The sequence below is a fragment of the Pseudarthrobacter sp. H2 genome, assembly GCF_050157045.1.
Lineage (GTDB): Bacteria > Actinomycetota > Actinomycetes > Actinomycetales > Micrococcaceae > Arthrobacter.
In genome coordinates this window covers 3,049,167-3,069,946 of record NZ_CP189594.1, presented here as the reverse complement: position 1 = coordinate 3,069,946, position 20,780 = coordinate 3,049,167, and the positions used below count along the sequence as shown (strand labels likewise).

14 protein-coding genes, 3 rRNA genes and 1 pseudogene are annotated in these 20,780 nt (G+C 63.7%); 13 read left to right on the top strand and 5 right to left on the bottom strand.

All coding sequences use genetic code 11. The annotated features are described in order from the left end of the window. Positions 1 to 20 precede the first annotated feature (20 nt). Entirely contained in the window at positions 21 to 422 is a 402-nt protein-coding gene (locus ACQCSZ_RS14385; RefSeq protein WP_427004428.1) for a VOC family protein, read from the bottom strand. Between the two features lie 10 nt (positions 423 to 432). Further along, on the bottom strand, positions 433 to 870 hold the full coding sequence (locus tag ACQCSZ_RS14380) for a helix-turn-helix transcriptional regulator (protein ID WP_427004427.1): 438 nt from the start codon (positions 868 to 870) through the stop codon (positions 433 to 435). A gap of 292 nt (positions 871 to 1,162) precedes the next feature. Between ACQCSZ_RS14380 and ACQCSZ_RS14375 the strand changes: the two genes are divergently transcribed. Next, positions 1,163 to 1,366, top strand: coding sequence for a cold-shock protein (locus ACQCSZ_RS14375; protein WP_024365339.1), 204 nt, complete (start codon positions 1,163 to 1,165; stop codon positions 1,364 to 1,366). 245 nt (positions 1,367 to 1,611) lie between these two features. Here ACQCSZ_RS14375 and ACQCSZ_RS14370 read toward each other — a convergent pair. Then, positions 1,612 to 2,481, bottom strand: a pseudogene (locus tag ACQCSZ_RS14370) (class I SAM-dependent methyltransferase). A gap of 183 nt (positions 2,482 to 2,664) precedes the next feature. Here ACQCSZ_RS14370 and ACQCSZ_RS14365 point away from each other — a divergent pair. The 4 genes from ACQCSZ_RS14365 (at position 2,665) to ACQCSZ_RS14350 (ending at position 6,170) form a co-directional block, all read left to right on the top strand. Then, positions 2,665 to 3,180, top strand: coding sequence for a hypothetical protein (locus ACQCSZ_RS14365; protein ID WP_427004426.1), 516 nt, complete (start codon positions 2,665 to 2,667; stop codon positions 3,178 to 3,180). Between the two features lie 122 nt (positions 3,181 to 3,302). Further along, positions 3,303 to 3,707 (top strand): VOC family protein, encoded by a 405-nt coding sequence (locus ACQCSZ_RS14360; protein ID WP_427004425.1) that lies wholly within the window; start codon positions 3,303 to 3,305, stop codon positions 3,705 to 3,707. Positions 3,708 to 3,740: 33 nt separating this feature from the next. Continuing rightward, on the top strand, positions 3,741 to 4,568 hold the full coding sequence (locus ACQCSZ_RS14355) for a hypothetical protein (protein WP_427004424.1): 828 nt from the start codon (positions 3,741 to 3,743) through the stop codon (positions 4,566 to 4,568). A gap of 354 nt (positions 4,569 to 4,922) precedes the next feature. Beyond that, positions 4,923 to 6,170: a plasmid pRiA4b ORF-3 family protein gene (locus tag ACQCSZ_RS14350; RefSeq protein ID WP_427004423.1), complete on the top strand. Its 1,248-nt coding sequence runs from the start codon at positions 4,923 to 4,925 to the stop codon at positions 6,168 to 6,170. 76 nt (positions 6,171 to 6,246) lie between these two features. Here ACQCSZ_RS14350 and ACQCSZ_RS14345 read toward each other — a convergent pair whose 3' ends face one another. Together ACQCSZ_RS14345 and ACQCSZ_RS14340 are read right to left on the bottom strand one after the other, a co-directional pair. After that, positions 6,247 to 6,600, bottom strand: a complete 354-nt coding sequence (locus ACQCSZ_RS14345; RefSeq protein WP_427004422.1) for a DUF6176 family protein — start codon at positions 6,598 to 6,600, stop codon at positions 6,247 to 6,249. 113 nt (positions 6,601 to 6,713) lie between these two features. After that, positions 6,714 to 8,510, bottom strand: coding sequence for an SARP family transcriptional regulator (locus tag ACQCSZ_RS14340; protein WP_427004421.1), 1,797 nt, complete (start codon positions 8,508 to 8,510; stop codon positions 6,714 to 6,716). 116 nt (positions 8,511 to 8,626) lie between these two features. On the opposite strand from ACQCSZ_RS14340, the gene ACQCSZ_RS14335 reads away from it, so the two are divergent. The 8 genes from ACQCSZ_RS14335 to ACQCSZ_RS14300 all read left to right on the top strand — a co-directional run bounded on the left by ACQCSZ_RS14335 (position 8,627) and on the right by ACQCSZ_RS14300 (position 20,764). After that, entirely contained in the window at positions 8,627 to 8,821 is a 195-nt protein-coding gene (locus tag ACQCSZ_RS14335) for a hypothetical protein (RefSeq protein WP_427004420.1), read from the top strand. 90 nt (positions 8,822 to 8,911) lie between these two features. After that, positions 8,912 to 9,379 (top strand): hypothetical protein, encoded by a 468-nt coding sequence (locus ACQCSZ_RS14330; protein ID WP_427004419.1) that lies wholly within the window; start codon positions 8,912 to 8,914, stop codon positions 9,377 to 9,379. A gap of 107 nt (positions 9,380 to 9,486) precedes the next feature. Next, entirely contained in the window at positions 9,487 to 11,157 is a 1,671-nt protein-coding gene (locus ACQCSZ_RS14325) for an alkaline phosphatase D family protein (protein ID WP_427004418.1), read from the top strand. A gap of 860 nt (positions 11,158 to 12,017) precedes the next feature. Next, a 16S ribosomal RNA gene (locus ACQCSZ_RS14320) occupies positions 12,018 to 13,543 on the top strand. Between the two features lie 547 nt (positions 13,544 to 14,090). After that, positions 14,091 to 17,228 (top strand): 23S ribosomal RNA (locus tag ACQCSZ_RS14315). 222 nt (positions 17,229 to 17,450) lie between these two features. Continuing rightward, positions 17,451 to 17,567 (top strand): 5S ribosomal RNA (gene rrf, locus ACQCSZ_RS14310). The 16S, 23S and 5S rRNA genes sit together here, the layout of an rRNA operon. A gap of 707 nt (positions 17,568 to 18,274) precedes the next feature. Beyond that, complete coding sequence (locus ACQCSZ_RS14305) at positions 18,275 to 19,783, top strand: DUF7594 domain-containing protein (protein ID WP_427004417.1); 1,509 nt, start codon at positions 18,275 to 18,277, stop codon at positions 19,781 to 19,783. Positions 19,784 to 19,918: 135 nt separating this feature from the next. Then, positions 19,919 to 20,764, top strand: coding sequence for an SDR family NAD(P)-dependent oxidoreductase (locus ACQCSZ_RS14300; RefSeq protein ID WP_427004416.1), 846 nt, complete (start codon positions 19,919 to 19,921; stop codon positions 20,762 to 20,764). Positions 20,765 to 20,780 lie beyond the last annotated feature (16 nt).

Sequence of the window (20,780 nt, the reverse complement as noted above, 5' to 3'; positions counted from 1 at the left end):
TCCCCGGCGTCGTTCCCGCGTCAGGCCTGGTTGAAGCGGACCATGTTGCCGGAAGGGTCACGGAAGGCGCAGTCGCGCGGGCCCCAGGGCTGGACGATGGGTTCCTGGAGGACCTCCGCGCCGGCGGCCCGGACGGCCTCGAACGTGGCGTCGAGATCGTCCGTGCGGAACACGATATTGGGCAGGACGCCCTTGGTGAGCAGCTGCTGGAGCGCGTCGCCGTCGTCCTGGGAGCGGCCGGCGTGCGGGACGGACAGCACGAGCTCCAGATCGGGCTGGGCCGCGCTGCCGAGCGTGACCCAGCGGTGTCCGTCCGAGCCGACGTCGTTGCGCACGTCGAGGCCGAGGACGCCACGGTAGAACGCGAGCGACTCGTCGAGGTCATTGACGGTGATGTGTGAGTACTGCAGTGAAATGTTCATGTCCCACACGCTATTGCAGCGGCCGCGGGGACGCTTCTTCAATCCTGCTCGGGTTGCGCGCGGGCCGCGTGCGCTGCCGGGCAATGCACGACGGCATGGCCTTCACCGCGTGGTGCTCCCGGGCCCGGTACGCGCTGGGCGGCATGCCGACGATCTCGGTAAACCGGGAACTGAACGAGCCCAGCGATGTACAGCCGACCTCCATGCAGGCATCCGTCACGCTGGCGCCGGCCCGCAGCAGCGCCATGGCGCGTTCGATCCGCCGCGTCATGAGGTAGTTGTACGGCGCCTCGCCGTAGGCCGCCTTGAACTGGCGGGAGAAGTGCGCCGGGGACATGAGGGCACCGGCGGCCATGGTGGGCACATCGAGTGGCCGGGCATATTCCCGGTCGATCAGGTCCCGGGCCCGGCGCAGGTGCGCCAGGTTGGCCAACTCCTGTGGTGTCATGCCGCCATTCTAGTTGTTGACGTCCCGCACCGACTCGCGGAAAACCTCCACTCAGGTCGATACGTTGCCTCACAGGATCTGGACCGTTCCTGGACCGTGCGAACAGCGGTGGTAACCCGCCCCACAAATCTCCTGTAGTGTTGATCCTGTTGTTGTGTTTATGCAGTTCGTAGTTCAGGCAGTACGCAAGGTTGAAAGACCCTGTTCTTCTGAAGTAGCGGTTTTGAACACCCCACACCGGAGGACCCGAAAGTCGGGACTTTTCCCCCACCTTCACGAAGGACAAAAAATAATGGCTACTGGTACCGTCAAATGGTTTAACGCTGAAAAGGGCTTCGGCTTCATTTCCCCCGATGACTCCTCACAGGACGTCTTCGCACACTACTCCGCGATCGCCTCTTCCGGCTTCCGCTCCCTCGAAGAGAACCAGAAGGTCTCCTTCGAGACCGAGCAGGGCCCCAAGGGCCCGCAGGCCGTAAACATCCAGGCTCTCTAAGACTTAGTTTCTAACTAACTCTTCTGAGTCCGGGGCCGCAAGGTTTCGAGCAGGGCCCGTCATTGACGGGCCCTGCTTTTGTTAACCCACATGTGCAGGCCATGTAGCTGGCAGCAGTTGTCGTTTTGAGCCCTGAAAACGACAACAACTGCGACCTAGTTGGGGCCGCTGACCGGGCTGCGGCCGGCGCCGGACTCCGAGGCACCGCGCCGCACCGGCACCGTGAAGTAGGGGCCGCTTCTCCGTTACCGCCCTGCCGCAGCGGTGTCTCCGGCGCGCGCCTTCTTGGCGGTGAGCAGCAGATACTCCCACTCCATTTGCGAGGGCGCATCGCCATGGGCGTCGCTGTAGGTGTCGGCCAGTTCGGTGAGCGCCTTGTCCAGGGCCTTGACCTTGTCCTCGTCGTCGCCAAGGAATTTGTACACCGAGATCGTCGGGCCGTAGTGGGATTTGAAGTAGTGCAGGAAGTCTTCAGGGTGGTGGAAGCTGGTGATTGCCACCGTCTGCTTTGCTGCGTGGATATCGGTGATCCTGTCGCCGAAGAGCTCGCGGACGTGGTCTTCGCTGCCCCAGAGCGGCGGCGGCTGGGCGCCGGGCGGGGGCGGGGGAGCGAAGGGCTTCATGGCGGCGAACATCTTCCCGATGAACCCTTCGGGGGTCCAGCTCAGCAGGCCGATGGTGCCTTCGGGTTTGCAGACCCGCACCAGTTTGTCCGCCCCTGCCTGGTGGTGGGGTGCGAACATCACGCCCAGGCAGGACATCACGACGTCGAACTCGTTATCGCCGAACGGCAGCGCCTCGGCGTCCCCTTCCTTCCATTCCAGCTCAACGCCGCGATCGGCTGCCTGCCGGCGGCCGGCGTCGAACATTTCGGGGGTGAGGTCGCTCGACTACGTCAGCGTCCATCATGGCGGCCGGAATGGCCGCGTTGCCGTTGCCGGCGGCCACGTCCAGGACACGGTGGCGGGGCTTGATGCCGCAGGCGTCAACGAGGATTGCTCCGAGGTCCGGGATCAGTTCGCTAGCGAGGGCCGGGTAGTCGCCCTGGGCCCACATGGCGCGGTGCTTTTGCTTCAGCGCAGGTCCGCCTCGGTTGCATCAGCCTTGTCATTCATGTCTGTGCCCCTCTGCTGTGGCAGGTTTTGGGTGACAGCGCGCTGCGGGTGCAGTGGAGGCTGTGATGTGAGTCATTTTGGCTGCGGAGGGGCAGGTTGTAAAGGTGCCGGCGGTACCGGGTCCTGGGTCCCGTCCACGTGGACTCCATGGCCGGCGCCGGGCAGCGGCGGTAGATTGTCGGCATGGAACAGATTTCCTCAGGCCGCCGGGACTTGCTCGCTGACCGGCTCTTGGGTGTCGCGGAGTTCAGCCACGCGCACTGGTTCTTCGGCAATCTCTATGAGGCCCTCGTCAAAATCCCGCACCGGGTCGCGGCCTCGGAAGCAAGCCGTGAACTGCCCCGGTCCCCCTTTGGGGCGGGAAGCCCTGGCCGCTACTATGCCGCGATCGCCCCGATCAACGCTCCTGCCGCCATCGCTGCCCTCGTGGCAGGTTGTCCTCATGCCAGCAGCAGGGTCTGGCTGATAGTGGCTGCCGCCAGCTCCACGACGGGTGCGGCCGCTACGGCGTACCTGCTTCGGTCCATCAACCCGGACCTGTTCTTCAGCCCGCAACCCCTCAGCGAGATGCGCCGCGAGCCCCTGTTGAAGCGGTGGTACAGGGTCCACGCCCTCAGACTCACCGCCAGCGCCGTGCCTCGCCGCCATCCACCAGGCACGGACAATCCGGCTCAGAAGCCGCGGATAAGGCTTCCATAATGGGCGACAACGATGCGGCGTGTCCTGGCTTGCAATCCGAAGTTGTGCGTATCTGATACTGGCCGCGTTGACAGACCACGACGTCGGGCGTAGTCCTGAGTGCAGAGCAAGGAGGTCTCCTTATGGCCACCGTCAGCGTGCGCTACATCGTCGATGATGTCGATGCCGCTATCACCTTCTACCGCGAACATCTGGCATTCACGCTCGTCATGCATCCCGCCCCGCCCTTTGCCATGCTCGACCGCGGTGATCTGAGGCTGCTGCTCAGCGCTCCGAGCGGCCAGGGCGGAGGAGGCCAGAGCATGTCCGACGGCACCAGTCCAGCGCCGGGCGGCTGGAACCGGTTCACGCTGGAGGTGTCCGACCTCGCGGCAACCGTGCGGCCCCTCCGCGACGCAGGAGTGCACTTCCGCAATGACATCGTGACGGGCGTGGGCGGCAAGCAGGTACTGATCGACGACCCTTCGGGCAATCCGATCGAACTATTCGAGCCGACGATTCCCGCGGCGCGCCTCGCGTCATCCTGATCGGGAGTTGCCAGAAACAACAGTGCCGGACCCATGGAAATACTCGGAACGAGCGATGCCGGCCAACTTGATCCCCTGCAATATCCGTGGGATCCACCGCCGACCTCGGGTGTCATCAATGGCAATGATTTCCTGCCGTTGCAGCTGGCAGCCGGCCGACCGTTAGCGCGGTCACGCTTGCGGGATCGTGCAGAAGACTCATTGACCTCCTGCTGCCTGGACAAGGCCCTCGATGAAGCCGGCGCGGCCCCGCTGGACTCCCGAGTTCTCGTGGTCTCAATCGGCTCGAATTCCAGCCCCGACGTGCTGAGGAGCAAGTTCGCAAAGTACAGGCAGCCTGTCAGCAGGATCTTGCCGCTGATCCGGGGCAAGCTGCACAACATTGGCGTTGGCCACTCCGCGCACGTCAGCAAGGCCGGTTACATCGCGGCCGCCCCGTATTTCCGGATGGGGGAGCGCACCACGGTCTGGGTTTCGTGGCTGGACTGGCGCCAATTGATGGCGCTGGACGAAACGGAGCCCAACTACCGGCGGATTCAGCTTGACGGAGACGCCTGTCCGCTCGTCGTGGACAACGGCGAATGTCCGGAGGCCTTTTCGCTGTTCACGTCGCGCTGGGGCGTGCTGACGGATGGGAACGGAGAAAAGCTTCCCTTCTTGGATCAGCCGGCCCTGTTTCGGCTCCTCGCAGGCAGTGGCAGCAGGGACGGCCTGAAGGATGCGCACTCCGTCTTCGAAGGACCTCCGGAACGGGTTCTTGAGCAACTCAGGATGCCTGCGGTCCAGGCCTGGGCCAAAGAATGGTTTCGTGCGGCCGGCTTCGCCGCACAGGTGCCGTTCGACGGGCTCACGAAAATCTGAAGCAGCACCTGCCGGTGCAGCTCGCAATCGGCGGTGCTTTCCCTCGCCGACGTAGGGTATTCCTTCGGGGCCTGGTGTGGCTGATGATGCGCAATCCGCTCCACGATGCGCCAGGCACCAGGCGCCGCGCGGGAGGCCCGGCCCACGCGGCCCCGGCGTGACGGATCCTGATATCCGGGTCGGGATTGCTCATACGCAGCAGCAAACACCGCCCGGTGCCCACTGCGTCCTGACCGCACGCGCGTTTCGGGAGAAGAAACTAGCCCGCAGTTGTTGTCGTTCTGAGCCCCCAAAACGACAACAACTGCGACCCAGTTGGGGGCCGTTGCCCGCACCTCTGGCAAGATAGCTAGCATGGAAACCGTCCCCGCCTACGACCTGCTCGTCCGCATCCAGGACACCGAGCCCGAGATCTTGCGGCGGCTGCACGTCCCGGAGACCATCACTATCCCGGAACTGCACCGGGTCCTGCAGGCGGCGTTCGGCTGGGAAAACCGCCACCTCTACGGGATCCGGGGCGTTGACCGCCACGGCCAGCCCCGCATGATTGTCGGACCTGACGAGGCGGCAGAGGACACAGACGCCGAGCGGGCCTCCGGCGTCGTGCTCTTTGAACTGCTGGACGCCCAGCACACCGGCCCGGCAAAGCTGGAATACGAGTACGACTTCGGCGATTCCTGGACGCACACATTCGAGGTCATGGGGTCCGCCGAGCTTCCCGCGGGTACCCTGCGCTGCGTCGACGGTGCCAACCGCGGCCCGGTGGAGGACTCGGGCGGACCCTACGGCTACGCGCGCGTGGTTGAGGTCCTGGCCGATCCCGGGCACGCCGAACACCAGGACGTCTCCGGCTGGTACACGTTCGCCACCGGGCAGGACGCCGGCACCTTTGATCCGCACGCGTTGGACCTGCCGGCGCTCAACCGGCGGCTGGACGGGCTCGCCCAGCGGCTGTGGCCGGAACCGCCCACGGACGGGGAGGTCGACGCCGTCGTCCGTCCCGTCCAGTGGCTGCTGACCCACGCAGGCCCGGACGGGCTGCAGCTGACCCAGGACGGCTACCTCAAGCCGGCCGTGGTGGTCCAGGCGATGCGCGACCTCGGCTGGGGATACCGCTGGCCGGGGACGGCGAACCGCGAAAGCCAGACCCGTCCCGTGCTGCTGCTCCGGCAGCAGCTGCAGGGATGGAAACTGCTGCGCAAGAGCAAGGGCCGGCTGGTCCTTTCACCCGCGGGCCGCAAGACGCACGACGGCGGCCGGAAACTGTGGGACTACCTCGCCGACGCCGTGGCGTTCCCGCCGGAGAAGGCGACGGCGGTGGTGACCGGGCTTGTGGTCACCTGGATGCTGGACGGCTCCACACCGTCCTGGGACCGGCGAAAACGGATCATCGCCGACGTCCTGACCGTGGCAGGGTTCCGCATGCAGGACGGGTCCGCGACGCCCCCGGACGTCGCGCAGGACCTGTACCTCGATGTGCGCTGGACGCTCGAATGCCTGCAGCTGACGGTTCCGGAACGCAAATTCAGCGAGGCGTCTGCCCTGACCGACGGCGGGCGGAAGTTCCTGCTGCAGGTACAGGGGCTGCTCGGCGGAGCGTAAGCCCTGACCTGAGCGGCCGCCGTCGGGGTCGTCGGGGTTTCGACAGGCTCAACCACCGATCAGGCTCAACCACCGATCAGGCGGCGTCTCCGCGGTAGTCGAAGAAGACCTTGGCCGGGGGAGGGCCCTGCAGCATCTCTACCGTCAGCCCGTGCAGGCTGACGAGGTTTTCGCGGAACCAGACGTCGAAGGGATCCTCCGAAGCGGCGAGGGTCTGGAAGGCCTTGGCAAGGTCCTCCGCCTCGTGGAACGGGCAGACGAAATCCCCCTGCGGGGTCTGCATGAGACTTGCGACCTCCCGGACCACGCCCATGCGCTTCCGGGAGCGTTCGTGCTCCTCCCTGCGCGGGCCGCTCATCTCCTGGTCGAACGCTTTCCACTCATCGACTTTCCCGGGCAGAATCGGCGCGAACCACGTAATGCATTCCATGACAGCTGTCCTTCCACGCAGTAACCAGCACGGTGGCAATCCCTTCCGTGCAGCTGAATCGTAGTCCTGCGGCCGACGGCGGGACAGAGTCCGCGGACAGGGACACTGCGCGCTCAACCACCGTGGCGCTGCACCAGGAACGCGGTCAACGCCGGGTTGTCGATCTCTTTGGCCAGCCAGGGCACGACTTCGGCGGCGGCCGCGTCGCCCAGGACCGCGCGGTGCGACTGCGCCCGGACCACGAACTCCCGCATCCCGCTGCGGCTGGCCAGCTTGCCCAGGCGCTCCACGAACTCTGAAGCACGGGGCGACCGCGTCGCGATGGCGACTTCCGCCGCAGTATCCAGCAGCCGGGCCGAGTACCAGAGGTACCACGGGGAGGGCTCGAGACCCCGCTCGATCCAGTGTTCGGCGGCAGCGAGATCGCCATGGGCCAGGAACAGCCGCGCTTCGGCGCCAGCCGCGAGGGCCATGTAGCAGTGGTCGCCGGCAATGTCGGCCATGACCCAGGAGCGGTCGATGAAGGCCGAGGCCTCCTCCAGCCGGCCGGCGGCCAGGTACGTTTCCCCCCGCAGCCCGGCAACAAAGGGCTCGAACGCCGTCCAGTGTTCAGCCGCGATCAAGCCCAGGGCCCGGTCCAAAGCTGCGCCCGCCTGCTCCAGTTCCCCGCGGAGGAGGTGCACGCGGCCGAGCAAGGCGCCGCTGAAGGCCTGCTGGCGGCGGTTCCCGGCTGCTTCGGCCAGCGTTCCGGACTCGGTGAAGGCCGCCACGGCGTCGCCGTAGTGCGCGGTGTCCGACGCCAGCATGCCCTTGATCGCCAGGATCCTGGACTGCTCGTCGGGGATTCCCGCCGCGGCGAGCATCGCCCGGTCAAGCCAGCCGGCCGCACGGTCCGGGACGCCCCGCTGCACGGACAGGTAGCCCAGCTCGCGGTAGGCAGCAGCGGCAGTCCGGGAGACGACGTCGGGCGCTTCCGCCGACAGCGCACGGTGCAGGAAATCGGCGACCTCGGCGCCGCGTCCGCCCGCCTGATGGATCAGGGCCCCGGCCAGCGTCACGAGGGATTCGGCGAGCAGGTGACGGTCGGCGGTGCGCTGGGCCAGTCCGACGGCGGCGCGCAGCTGATCCAGTCCCCGGTCGACCGAACCCGCCGAGAGCGAGGCGGCGCCGGCGTCGAGGTAGGACCGGACCGCCGCCGCGCTCGCCGGCACACCTGAGTCCGCAGCCGGTTGCGAATCCGACAGGGCACGCCGGACCTCCGCGGGCAGGGGCAGGCCGAGCTCGCGGTGATAGAGGTCTGCGCATTTGGCGACCTGCTCCCGCGCCCGCCGGTGCTCTCCGAGCGCGACGAGCGCCTTCACGAGGACGGCGTTGCAGTCCGCGTTGAAGGCATCCCGGCGCAGCGCCTGCGACGCCAGCTCGACCGCCTCGCCGGCCGCGCCGGAGGCAAGGGCGGCCAGGGCCGCCTCATAGAGCAGGGACTGGACACAGTTCTCGAGGCGGTACCGCTGGTCCGCCAGCCACGAATCGAAAACCGGACAATCGCCGAAGGCGAGCCCCTCCAGTAGCTGGCCGTCGAGCATCCGGGGTGCGACGCCGTCGGTCGAGTCACGAAGTGCGGCGGCGTCGCAGTGCCAGCCGGGCTGCAAGGCCAGCTGCAGGGGGTCACCGGCGATCGCCGCCCCGCCGAGGGTCCGCCGCAGCTCGGACAGGTTCCAGCGCAGGGCACCCAATGGATCCTCGGCATCGGGGAAGAGCAGCGCGGCAGTCCGGGACCGGCTGGTGCCACCCGTCTGCAGCGCAAGGTAGGCCAGCACCGCCCAGGCCTTGCGGCCCCGGGGCTGCGGGAGAGTTGCCTCAGGGGTCTCGATCCTGGGTGGACCGAGGAGCCGAATCCAGGTGTCGGCCATACGAGCCATGGTACGCCGGGGGACTGGCGGCGTCGTGGCGGATTCACACGCTTGCTCACACGGCCGCTGAACAGACTGGAGTCATCCAATCCGCTCAACACCTGAGGTGAATCACAATGGAACTGTTTCTAGTCCTGCTGGCTGGAATCGTGCTTGTCTCCGGCGGTGCCACGTTCCGCGCAGTGCTCAAGGACGGCCACGGCCATATCCCCGAGGAGCGCTCGAACGCATCCTGGACGGCCGGGAACCTGCCCAGCGAACCGTACGCAGGTTCGCCCAACCGCATCCCTACGGCGTTGTGGTTCCGGTAGGCGCGCCGGCCGCCGTCGAGTCTGGACACGAAAGCGGGGCGGTGGGATTCTGAGGCTGGCACCATCGGCGAGGGAGGCTGGTAGCAGCTCATGGATGAAACATCGGACACGCGTCAATTGCTTTCCGCCCGCATCGAACAGAAGCAACAAGCCGTCCGCTCGTATCTGGGACGGGAGCGCCCACGCCGGAACAAACTCTCCAACGTCAGCGTCGTGGGCAGCGCCCTGGCCGCCATGCTCACCGCCGGCCCGGCGTTCGGAGGCACCGGCTTCACCGAAGCACTCAGCAGGGTCTTCTCGCTGGGTGACGACTCCATAGTCTGGCGTGTCCTTTGCCTCTTTGCCGTGCTGCTGTCCGTGGCCGCGGCGCTCGCCACCAATTTCGCCAACTCCCATTCACTGGCGGACCGGGTCAGCGCGGCCGAGACGGCCAACGCCCAGCTGGAAGGGCTGCGGGACACCTTGAGCTTTGGCCACATCGACACCGACGAGGCACTGAAGCTCTATCAGCAATATGTGGCCCAGGTGGCGTTCGTGGACGACGTGACCCCGCGCTGAACGTCTGACCGTCTGATTTGGAGTCTCCGGGATCCCGACAGGCTGGATCAGGGCAGTGTTCACATCGGCGTCGCCGGCGGTTCACGCGGCCGGTCAAGGATGGGGCCATGACTCCCTTCACCCGCCGAAATGTCCTCAAAGGCGCCATCGCCGCCGCCGGTGCCGCCGTCGCCGTTCCCGGAACGGCCCACGCCTCTACCGCCGCCCGGCCGTCCGGCGTCGCGCTGGTCCGCAACCGCCTGACGCTCCCGTCCGGCATCGCCACCGGCGATGTGACTACCGATTCGGGCGTCCTGTGGTCCCGCGCGTCGGGCCCGGGCCGTCTGGTGGCCAGCCTGCTGGCGGTCGACGACGGCGGGTCCCCGCTCCGTGGACGCGGCGCCTTCCAGCGGGTGCTCCGGGGGACCGCCGCCAGCGAAGCGACCGACTTCACCGCCAGGATCAACGCCCGCGAGCTCCCTGCCGGCACCCGGTTCGCGCTCACCATGCACTTCGAGGACGCCGACGGCAACGCCGGCGAAACCGCACAGGGCTCCTTCAGCACGGCACCGGACACCCGTGGAGGAAACGGGGACGGGAACCGCAGCGGCGACAACAGCGGCGGCAATCGTGGCCGCGCCTCCCGGGGCCAGAGCTTCGTCTGGACCGGCGACACCGCCGGCCAGGGCTGGGGCATCAACGAGGAGATCGGCGGCATGCGCGGCTACGCAGCCATGCACGCCACCCGCCCGGACTTCTTCATCCACTCCGGCGACACCATCTACGCCGACGGGCCCATCGCCGCGCAGGCCACCGAGCCGGACGGGAACATCTGGCGGAACCTCGTCACCGAGGAGGTGTCCAAGGTCGCGGAGACGCTCAACGAGTTCCGCGGCCGGCACCGCTACAACATGATGGACAAGAACATCCGCGCCCTGTACGCCGAGGTGCCGGTGATCGCCCAGTGGGACGACCACGAAACCCACAACAACTGGTACCCCGGGCAGATCATCACCGACGACCGCTACACCGAACGCCGGGTGGACGTGCTCGCCGCCCGCGGCCGCCAGGCGTGGCAGGAATACCAGCCGATCTCGGGGCTGGGCGGCAGGTCCGGCGACGGCAGCACCGGCTTCGAGCCGGCCCGCATCTACCGCAAGATCTCCCGCGGCCCGCAGCTGGACATCTTCTGCCTGGACATGCGCACCTTCAAGGACCCGAACACGGACGGCAAGGAAACGAACCTCACGCACATCCTCGGCCAGGAGCAGGCCGACTGGCTGATCAAGGAAGTCAGCAAGTCCAAGGCCACGTGGAAGGTCATCGCCAACGACCTCCCGCTCGGAGTGATCGTGCCGGACGGCCCGGTGAACCAGGAATCCCTGTCAAACCGCGACGCCGGCGCCCCCTTGGGCAAGGAGCTCGAGCTCGCCGGTGTACTCTCCGCGTTCAAGCGCAACCGGGTGAAGAACGTGGTCTGGCTGACGGCCGACGTGCACTACTGCGCGGCCCACCACTACTCGCCGGAACGCGCCGCCTTCCAGGACTTCGACCCCTTCTGGGAGTTCGTGGCCGGCCCCATCAACGCCGGAAGCTTCGGGCCCAACCAGCTGGACGGCACGTTCGGCCCCGAGGTGGCGTTCTCCAAGGCCGGCGCCTACGCCAACGAATCCCCGCGCAGCGGCGAGAGCCAGTACTTCGGCCACGTGGACCTGGGGGACGACGACGTCTTCACCGTCAGCCTGCGCAACGCCAACGGCACCGTGCTCTGGAGCAAGGACCTGCAACCGGAGCGGTGATCGGGCGGCTTTCCGCAGACGCACTTCCGGCGGGACGCCGACGGCGGGTGGCCGGCAACGGTTGCCGGCCACCCGCAGTCGGGCGTTCAATGCCTGGTGAAATTCCTGATGGCCGCCTTGGCGGTGGCATAGTCCGACGTCGGCCCCTTCGCGTGCGAAGGCGATGGCCTTGTGTCCCTCAAGCCGGCCCGTGCCGCGACAGCTCCCATCCCTTTGGTGCTCCCGCAACGGACGACGGCGGTTCTGTTGAAGACTGTTCTGTTGAAGACTGTGGCGCGGTCCACAAAACCCGCCCGGGCCTGTGCCTGGCCCTTTCCGCGGGTGGCTATGCTGGTATTCCGTGCCAATCCGGGGATTTTGTTACCTGGGGGCCTCTCCGCCAGCGGATTTGTGCCGAGGACTCAGGGCGTGTATTGTTTTCTGAGTCGCCACCGAAGAGTGGCGGCCAACCCCACCAAAAATACAGAAGCGGTTCTTCGGGCGCCTGGCGCAGAAACAAGAATTTGCTTCATGTTTTGCTGGGCGGATTCACTCCACCGGGTGAATTCCGGGAGAATTTCCCGGATTTGCAAAGTGGAAATGAATGAAATAAGCTGTAAACATCGCAGCGAAGGAAAGCGGAACAAAGGAATTCATTGTAAATGAATTGTTTCGGCAAGTAATTCGAATGTGTCTGTTGTTTGAGAACTCAATAGTGTGCCAAGTTTGTTGATACCAATTTATTGTATGATGGATTGGTTGTTTTGCCGGGTCATGCCACCCCGTGGTGTGGTCTGGTTTTTACAGCCGGTTTCAAATTTTGTGCAGCCCGGGTCCGCGTTTTCCCGCGGGCCTGTGGTTGTGTCTGTTTTTGTTTTACTTCAACGGAGAGTTTGATCCTGGCTCAGGATGAACGCTGGCGGCGTGCTTAACACATGCAAGTCGAACGATGATCCGGTGCTTGCACCGGTGATTAGTGGCGAACGGGTGAGTAACACGTGAGTAACCTGCCCTTAACTCTGGGATAAGCCTGGGAAACCGGGTCTAATACCGGATATGACCTCTCACCGCATGGTGGGGGGTGGAAAGCTTTATTGTGGTTTTGGATGGACTCGCGGCCTATCAGCTTGTTGGTGAGGTAATGGCTCACCAAGGCGACGACGGGTAGCCGGCCTGAGAGGGTGACCGGCCACACTGGGACTGAGACACGGCCCAGACTCCTACGGGAGGCAGCAGTGGGGAATATTGCACAATGGGCGCAAGCCTGATGCAGCGACGCCGCGTGAGGGATGACGGCCTTCGGGTTGTAAACCTCTTTCAGTAGGGAAGAAGCGAAAGTGACGGTACCTGCAGAAGAAGCGCCGGCTAACTACGTGCCAGCAGCCGCGGTAATACGTAGGGCGCAAGCGTTATCCGGAATTATTGGGCGTAAAGAGCTCGTAGGCGGTTTGTCGCGTCTGCCGTGAAAGTCCGGGGCTCAACCCCGGATCTGCGGTGGGTACGGGCAGACTAGAGTGATGTAGGGGAGACTGGAATTCCTGGTGTAGCGGTGAAATGCGCAGATATCAGGAGGAACACCGATGGCGAAGGCAGGTCTCTGGGCATTAACTGACGCTGAGGAGCGAAAGCATGGGGAGCGAACAGGATTAGATACCCTGGTAGTCCATGCCGTAAACGTTGGGCACTAGGTGTGGGGGACATTCCACGTTCTCCGTACCGTAGCTAACGCATTAAGTGCCCCGCCTGGGGAGTACGGCCGCAAGGCTAAAACTCAAAGGAATTGACGGGGGCCCGCACAAGCGGCGGAGCATGCGGATTAATTCGATGCAACGCGAAGAACCTTACCAAGGCTTGACATGGACCGGAAACACCTGGAGACAGGTGCCCCGCTTGCGGCCGGTTCACAGGTGGTGCATGGTTGTCGTCAGCTCGTGTCGTGAGATGTTGGGTTAAGTCCCGCAACGAGCGCAACCCTCGTTCCATGTTGCCAGCGCGTAATGGCGGGGACTCATGGGAGACTGCCGGGGTCAACTCGGAGGAAGGTGGGGACGACGTCAAATCATCATGCCCCTTATGTCTTGGGCTTCACGCATGCTACAATGGCCGGTACAAAGGGTTGCGATACTGTGAGGTGGAGCTAATCCCAAAAAGCCGGTCTCAGTTCGGATTGGGGTCTGCAACTCGACCCCATGAAGTCGGAGTCGCTAGTAATCGCAGATCAGCAACGCTGCGGTGAATACGTTCCCGGGCCTTGTACACACCGCCCGTCAAGTCACGAAAGTTGGTAACACCCGAAGCCGGTGGCCTAACCCCTTGTGGGAGGGAGCTGTCGAAGGTGGGACCGGCGATTGGGACTAAGTCGTAACAAGGTAGCCGTACCGGAAGGTGCGGCTGGATCACCTCCTTTCTAAGGAGCACCTGCAAGCCACGCCCCGTGTATGCGGGATGCGGACGTTTGCCAGGAGTATATGCCCGCTGCGCAGACGCTAGTTCTGCGGCGGGTGCTCACGGGTGGAATATCAACGAACAGCGGCCGCCGGTTTTTCCCGGCACCCAGTACGGTGTTTCAGGGTTCTCCTTCGGGGGTCCCTGGTCATCTGGAACGGTGCGGGGAGGGTACGGGCGGTTTAGTGTTTGGCACACTGTTGGGTCCTGAGACAACAGGACCATGGCGCGGCTGCGTTTCCTTTCGGGGGGGCGGGGTTGTGGTGTGGGACTTGTGTTTCTGGTTTCCTGGCTGCACCGATCACACATGATCAGCCCTGACGGGTTGGCCCCTTTGCGGGGTTGTGTGTGGGGTGTGTGGTATGGGGTTGTTGTTTGAGAACTACATAGTGGACGCGAGCATCTTTTATAAGAAGCAATTTCCAAGAATATGAACCTGGATCTGGCTGCACTTTCGGGTGTGGTTGGTTTTCGTGGTTCTCTCGTGAAGTAGTTTTTTGATCTTTTGTGGTCAAGTTTTTAAGAGCACACGGTGGATGCCTTGGCATTAGGAGCCGAAGAAGGACGTAGGAATCTGCGATAAGCCTGGGGGAGTCGATAACCGGACTGTGATCCCAGGGTGTCCGAATGGGGAAACCCCGCCAGGGGCGCGAGCTGCCTGGTGACCCGCATCTGAACACATAGGGTGTGTGGGGGGAACGCGGGGAAGTGAAACATCTCAGTACCCGCAGGAAGAGAAAACAATAGTGATTCCGTCAGTAGTGGCGAGCGAACGCGGATCAGGCTAAACCGTTCCATGTGTGATAGCCGGCGGGCGTTGCATGGTCGGGGTTGTGGGACTTTCCATACCAGTTCTGCCGGACTGGTGAGGTGCGAAGTGTGGGCATAGGTGAACGGTCTTGAAAGGCCGGCCAGAGAGGGTGGGAGCCCCGTAACCGAAATGTTGTCATACCGCCTGGGAAGTATCCCAAGTAGCACGGGGCCCGAGAAATCCCGTGTGAATCTGTCAGGACCACCTGATAAGCCTAAATACTCCCTAATGACCGATAGCGGACCAGTACCGTGAGGGAAAGGTGAAAAGTACCCCGGGAGGGGAGTGAAACAGTACCTGAAACCGTGTGCTTACAATCCGTCGGAGCCAGTCTGATTCTGGTGACGGCGTGCCTTTTGAAGAATGAGCCTGCGAGTTAGTGTTACGTCGCGAGGTTAACCCGTGTGGGGAAGCCGTAGCGAAAGCGAGTCTGAACAGGGCGTTGCAGTGGCGAAGATCTAGACCCGAAGCGAAGTGATCTACCCATGGCCAGGTTGAAGCGACGGTAAGACGTCGTGGAGGACCGAACCCACTTCAGTTGAAAATGGAGGGGATGAGCTGTGGGTAGGGGTGAAAGGCCAATCAAACTTCGTGATAGCTGGTTCTCCCCGAAATGCATTTAGGTGCAGCGTTGCGTGTTTCTTGCCGGAGGTAGAGCTACTGGATGGCTAATGGGCCCTACAAGGTTACTGACGTCAGCCAAACTCCGAATGCCGGCAAGTGAGAGCGCAGCAGTGAGACTGTGGGGGATAAGCTTCATAGTCGAGAGGGAAACAGCCCAGACCACCAACTAAGGCCCCTAAGCGTGTGCTAAGTGGGAAAGGATGTGGAGTTGCGAAGACAACCAGGAGGTTGGCTTAGAAGCAGCCATCCTTAAAAGAGTGCGTAATAGCTCACTGGTCAAGTGATTCCGCGCCGACAATGTAGCGGGGCTCAAGTACACCGCCGAAGTTGTGGATTTCAGGCAATAACCCAGCCGCCCCCTTTGCGGGGTTGGTTCAGGTGTCTGGAGTGGTAGGGGAGCGTCGTGTGGGCAGTGAAGTCGCGGTGTAAACCAGCGGTGGAGCCCACACGAGTGAGAATGCAGGCATGAGTAGCGAAAGACGGGTGAGAAACCCGTCCGCCGAATGATCAAGGGTTCCAGGGTCAAGCTAATCTGCCCTGGGTAAGTCGGGACCTAAGGCGAGGCCGACAGGCGTAGTCGATGGACAACGGGTTGATATTCCCGTACCGGCGAAGAACCGCCCATGCTGAACAGGGGACACTAACCGCCCGAGACCTGCCCGACACCCCTTGTGGGTGAAGGGTTTTGGTGGAGCGCGGGACCTGATCCTGGGAGGCAAGCGTATTAACAGGTGTGACGCAGGAAGGTAGCCGGGCCGGGCGATGGTTGCCCCGGTCTAAGGATGTAGGGCGAACGGTAGGCAAATCCGCCGTTCATGATGCCTGAGACCCGATGGGACCCCCGTGAGGGGGGATCCGGTGATCCTATGCTGCCGAGAAAAGCATCGACGCGAGGTTCCAGCCGCCCGTACCCCAAACCGACACAGGTGATCAGGTAGAGAATACTAAGGCGATCGAGAGAATTATGGTTAAGGAACTCGGCAAAATGCCCCCGTAACTTCGGGAGAAGGGGGGCCCCCAGCGTGATGGACACGAGCTGTCCGGAGCGTGCAGGGGCCGCAGAGACCAGGGGGAAGCGACTGTTTACTAAAAACACAGGTCCGTGCGAAGTCGCAAGACGATGTATACGGACTGACTCCTGCCCGGTGCTGGAAGGTTAAGAGGACCGGTTAGCCGCAAGGCGAAGCTGAGAATTCAAGCCCCAGTAAACGGCGGTGGTAACTATAACCATCCTAAGGTAGCGAAATTCCTTGTCGGGTAAGTTCCGACCTGCACGAATGGAGTAACGACTTCCCCGCTGTCTCAACCATAAACTCGGCGAAATTGCAGTACGTAAAGATGCTCGTTACGCGCAGCAGGACGGAAAGACCCCGAGACCTTTACTATAGTTTGGTATTGGTGTTCGGAGTGGCTTGTGTAGGATAGGTGGGAGACGTTGAAGCCGTGACGCCAGTCATGGTGGAGTCATCGTTGAAATACCACTCTGGTCACTTTGGACATCTAACTTCGGCCCGTAATCCGGGTCAGGGACAGTGCCTGATGGGTAGTTTAACTGGGGCGGTTGCCTCCTAAAAAGTAACGGAGGCGCCCAAAGGTTCCCTCAGCCTGGTTGGCAATCAGGTGTCGAGTGTAAGTGCACAAGGGAGCTTGACTGTGAGAGAGACATCTCGAGCAGGGACGAAAGTCGGGACTAGTGATCCGGCGGTACATTGTGGAATGGCCGTCGCTCAACGGATAAAAGGTACCTCGGGGATAACAGGCTGATCTTGCCCAAGAGTCCATATCGACGGCATGGTTTGGCACCTCGATGTCGGCTCGTCGCATCCTGGGGCTGGAGTAGGTCCCAAGGGTTGGGCTGTTCGCCCATTAAAGCGGTACGCGAGCTGGGTTTAGAACGTCGTGAGACAGTTCGGTCCCTATCCGCTGCGCGCGCAGGAAATTTGAGAAGGGCTGTCCTTAGTACGAGAGGACCGGGACGGACGAACCTCTGGTGTGTCAGTTGTACTGCCAAGTGCACCGCTGATTAGCTACGTTCGGATGGGATAACCGCTGAAAGCATCTAAGCGGGAAGCCCGCTTCGAGATGAGATTTCCATACACCTTGTGTGTGAGAGGCCCCCAGCCAGACCACTGGGTTGATAGGCCGGACGTGGAAGACAGGACTAAAGACTGTTGAAGCTGACCGGTACTAATAGGCCGATAACTTACACCACACACTCTCCCCGTAAACCCATTCAAAAGGGGTTTACACCCAGGGGAGGGTACAAAGAAACAAGACTGCTTGCGTCCACTATGTGGTTCCCAGACAACAAACCCGTCCCGGACGGCACGTTGCAGGGAACCGACAACTGAATAACAACACCACAGCTGCATCCGCAGCGTCCCTGTTGTAACACCAGATTTCCCACCCCCGTCCAGGGGTGCGGAGCAAGGGTTACGGCGGTCATAGCGTGGGGGAAACGCCCGGTCCCATTCCGAACCCGGAAGCTAAGACCCACAGCGCCGATGGTACTGCACCCGGGAGGGTGTGGGAGAGTAGGTCACCGCCGGACAACAATTAAACACGGTCGAGAGCCCCAACCACACGGTCGGGGCTCTCCCGCATTTAACCCCCAAACCCCACACCACCACCCCCCGCACCGGAACCCCGGACCCTCCCGCAGGAAAACGACCGACCCTCCCGCACCTCCCGCAAGGAAAGGCCATGTCCTGTCCCAGGGCGTGGTGGCCGGTTTGTCTTGTGGTTCGTCTGCCGGCGGCGGGGTGGCGCAGGTTTTTCGCCGGCAGCGGGTCTGTTTTTTGTGGGCCGGTGCGGCTGATGACGCGCAACCCGCCCCGCGACGCGCAGATCCCCTGCCGCTACCGGAATCCCGGCAGCGACAGGAAATCCGCGCATCGCCAGGCACCAGGCGCCGCGCGGGTGGCCCGGGCCAGGCGGCCACGGCATCACGGGCCCTGCCATCCAGGCCCCCCGCAGCTCCCGGCGCCGGCCGGACAACATCTCAGGGTGCGTCGCCCCGGAACCTGCGGAACGTGAGGGAGCGTCCGGAGAGCCCCCAATCACCAAGAGCACGGTTGGGGGATCTCCCACAGTTAACCCACAAAACCCACAGTCAACCCACATCAAACCCACAGAATCCGCTCACGAGCAACTGCTGTGGGTGTTTTGGCGGATAGCGTTTGGAGCCCTGCGGACTGTTAAAGCGCAGGGTGCCAGCAGCATCGGGGGGTGCGTGGATAGGACCTAGGAGGCCCCACGATGAGACCCAAACCTGGATTCGCGTCCGGCAAGAACGACACCAGGAGGCTACGGCTGAGCCGCGCGTCGTGGCGGCACCGATGGATCTCCGTGGGAACAGCGCTGTTGCTGGCGGCCGGAGTTTCCCTCGTCGGGAGCCCCGCGGAAGCAGCCACGCTGACCTTTTCTGCCACGGCCGATGCCGTGGTGAAGCGTGACAGCCCCACCATCAACTTCGGCACGGCAACCGGCCTGAAGGCCGACAACTCGCCGGTCGAGATGGTGTTCATCAAGTTCACGGTAGCCGGGACCGCGGGCAGCACCGTAACCGGCGCCAAACTCAGGCTATTCGCGACTGATCCGTCCAACTCGGGTGGCCAGATCCGCCGGGTACTTAACAACGCCTGGAGCGAAAACACGGTGACGTTCAACAACGCGCCGGTCGCCGAAACCACGGTGGTGGCCTCAAAGGGTGCTGTAGCCGTGAATACGGTTGTGGAGTTTGACCTGTCCAGCGTCATCAAGGGCGACGGCACGTACTCCTTCCGCATCAGCAACACGTCCTCCGATGGCGTCATCTACAGCTCGAAGGAGACGTCGACCACCTCACAGCGGCCGCAGCTGATCCTGACTACGAATGCAACGCCGCCGCCACCCCCGCCGCCACCCCCGCCACCGCCGCCGCCCCCGCCACCACCGCCGGGAAACCCCTGCGGCACGACGACAACACCGCCGGCCACCTACGACCACGTCATCTGGGTGCTCTTCGAGAACAAGACGTACTCGCAGGTCATCGGCAACGCCAGCGCGCCGTACATGACGCAGACGGCGAGGCAGTGCGCCTCGGTGTCCACCTGGACCGACGCCGGTCTGGGCCTGCCCTCGCTGCCGAACTATCTGGCCATGACATCGGGCAGCACACAGGGCGTCACATCGGATTCGAACCCGAGCGGCCTGCCGCCCATTACGGCCGACAACATCTTCCGGCAGGTGAGGGCAACGGGCCAGTCGGAGAAGAGCTACATGGAATCCATGCCATCGAATTGCCAACTGGGCGCGTCGGGCCTGTATGCAGAGCGGCACAACCCCGAAATCTATTACCAGGGGCCGGGGGACAGGGCCGCCTGCGCCACCAACAACGTGCCGATGGGCACTACCAGTTCGGGAAACCTGGCCAGGGACCTCGCCAACAACACCCTGCCGAATTTCTCCTTCATCGTCCCGAATGTCTGCAATGACATGCACGACTGCAGCGTCGCCACGGGCGACACCTGGCTTTCCCAGTGGCTGCCGGTCATCCTGGCCAGCCAAAGCTACCAGGGCGGACGAACAGCGGTCTTCGTGCTCTTCGACGAGGACACCCCGGTGCCCAACTTCGTGGTGGCTCCGTCCGTGGTCCCGGGCACTGTTATCCAAGGTTCCTACAGCCATTACTCGCTGCTGCGGACAACCGAAGAAATGCTGGGCATCGGGCCCAAGCTGCTCAACGCCGGGACGGCGCTGAGCCTGCGGCCGGCACTGAGGCTGTAGCCGCCCGGAATATCCGGTCAATACCGGAGCAGCGACGTCCGGCCGGGGAACATAACCCGGCCGGACCTCGTTGTGCGGGCGGGACCTGGTTCGATTTGGACAAGGTCGCCACCGCCTCCCTTCGAAGGACACTTCATGGCCGCACGCACCATCGTCATCACCGGAGCCAGCGACGGCATCGGCGCGTCCGCCGCACGGACCCTGAGCAAACAGGGGGAGCGGGTCGTCGTCGTCGGGCGTTCCGCGGAAAAAACCGAGCGGCTCGCAACAGAAATCGGTGCGGACTATTTCGTCAGCGACTTCGCTGACCTGTCCCAGGTGCGTGCCCTCGCCGCGCAGCTGCTGGAGAAGTACCCGCGGATCGACGTCCTGGCCAACAACGCCGGCGGGATCATGGGCCAGCGCGAACTCACCGTGGACGCCTGCGAGTTGACCTTCCAGGTCAACCACCTCGCCCCGTTCCTGCTCACCACCGAGCTGATGGACGTGCTGACGGCCAGCAACGCGACCGTCATCAACACCTCCAGCGCCGCCAACGGCTTCGGCCGGCTGGACCTGGACGACCTCGACTCCGCGCGGAACTACTCCACCAACCGCGCCTACGGCACCGGCAAGCTCGCCAACATCCTCTTCACCGCCGAACTGCACCACCGCTACGGCGCCGAGGGAATCACGACGGCGGCCTTCCACCCCGGCGTGGTGGCCACCAACTTCGCGGCCGCATCCTCGAGCCCCATGCGGCACGCGTACAAGACCTTCCTCAACCGGTTCCTGCTGCGCCCGGAACAGGGCGCGGACACCCTCGTCTGGCTCGCCACGGCAAAGCCCGGGCAGGACTGGGTCTCCGGCGCGTACTACGCCAAGCGGGCGCTGGCGAAGGCCAACAAGCAGGCCTACGACGCGGACCTGGCGCGGGAGCTGTGGGACCGCAGCGAGGAAATGGTCAGCCGGGATCTCGACAAGCTCGGCCACCGGGGCTGAGCTCGATCACCGGGGC

What these genes read in the sequence shown, in the direction of transcription:
- ACQCSZ_RS14385 (WP_427004428.1), bottom strand. Translation starts at nt 422, where the DNA reads ATGAACATTTCACTGCAGTACTCACACATCACCGTCAATGACCTCGAC.
- ACQCSZ_RS14380 (WP_427004427.1), bottom strand. Translation starts at nt 870, where the DNA reads ATGACACCACAGGAGTTGGCCAACCTGGCGCACCTGCGCCGGGCCCGG.
- ACQCSZ_RS14375 (WP_024365339.1), top strand. Translation starts at nt 1,163, where the DNA reads ATGGCTACTGGTACCGTCAAATGGTTTAACGCTGAAAAGGGCTTCGGC.
- ACQCSZ_RS14365 (WP_427004426.1), top strand. Translation starts at nt 2,665, where the DNA reads ATGGAACAGATTTCCTCAGGCCGCCGGGACTTGCTCGCTGACCGGCTC.
- ACQCSZ_RS14360 (WP_427004425.1), top strand. Translation starts at nt 3,303, where the DNA reads ATGGCCACCGTCAGCGTGCGCTACATCGTCGATGATGTCGATGCCGCT.
- ACQCSZ_RS14355 (WP_427004424.1), top strand. Translation starts at nt 3,741, where the DNA reads ATGGAAATACTCGGAACGAGCGATGCCGGCCAACTTGATCCCCTGCAA.
- ACQCSZ_RS14350 (WP_427004423.1), top strand. Translation starts at nt 4,923, where the DNA reads ATGGAAACCGTCCCCGCCTACGACCTGCTCGTCCGCATCCAGGACACC.
- ACQCSZ_RS14345 (WP_427004422.1), bottom strand. Translation starts at nt 6,600, where the DNA reads ATGGAATGCATTACGTGGTTCGCGCCGATTCTGCCCGGGAAAGTCGAT.
- ACQCSZ_RS14340 (WP_427004421.1), bottom strand. Translation starts at nt 8,510, where the DNA reads ATGGCCGACACCTGGATTCGGCTCCTCGGTCCACCCAGGATCGAGACC.
- ACQCSZ_RS14335 (WP_427004420.1), top strand. Translation starts at nt 8,627, where the DNA reads ATGGAACTGTTTCTAGTCCTGCTGGCTGGAATCGTGCTTGTCTCCGGC.
- ACQCSZ_RS14330 (WP_427004419.1), top strand. Translation starts at nt 8,912, where the DNA reads ATGGATGAAACATCGGACACGCGTCAATTGCTTTCCGCCCGCATCGAA.
- ACQCSZ_RS14325 (WP_427004418.1), top strand. Translation starts at nt 9,487, where the DNA reads ATGACTCCCTTCACCCGCCGAAATGTCCTCAAAGGCGCCATCGCCGCC.
- ACQCSZ_RS14305 (WP_427004417.1), top strand. Translation starts at nt 18,275, where the DNA reads ATGAGACCCAAACCTGGATTCGCGTCCGGCAAGAACGACACCAGGAGG.
- ACQCSZ_RS14300 (WP_427004416.1), top strand. Translation starts at nt 19,919, where the DNA reads ATGGCCGCACGCACCATCGTCATCACCGGAGCCAGCGACGGCATCGGC.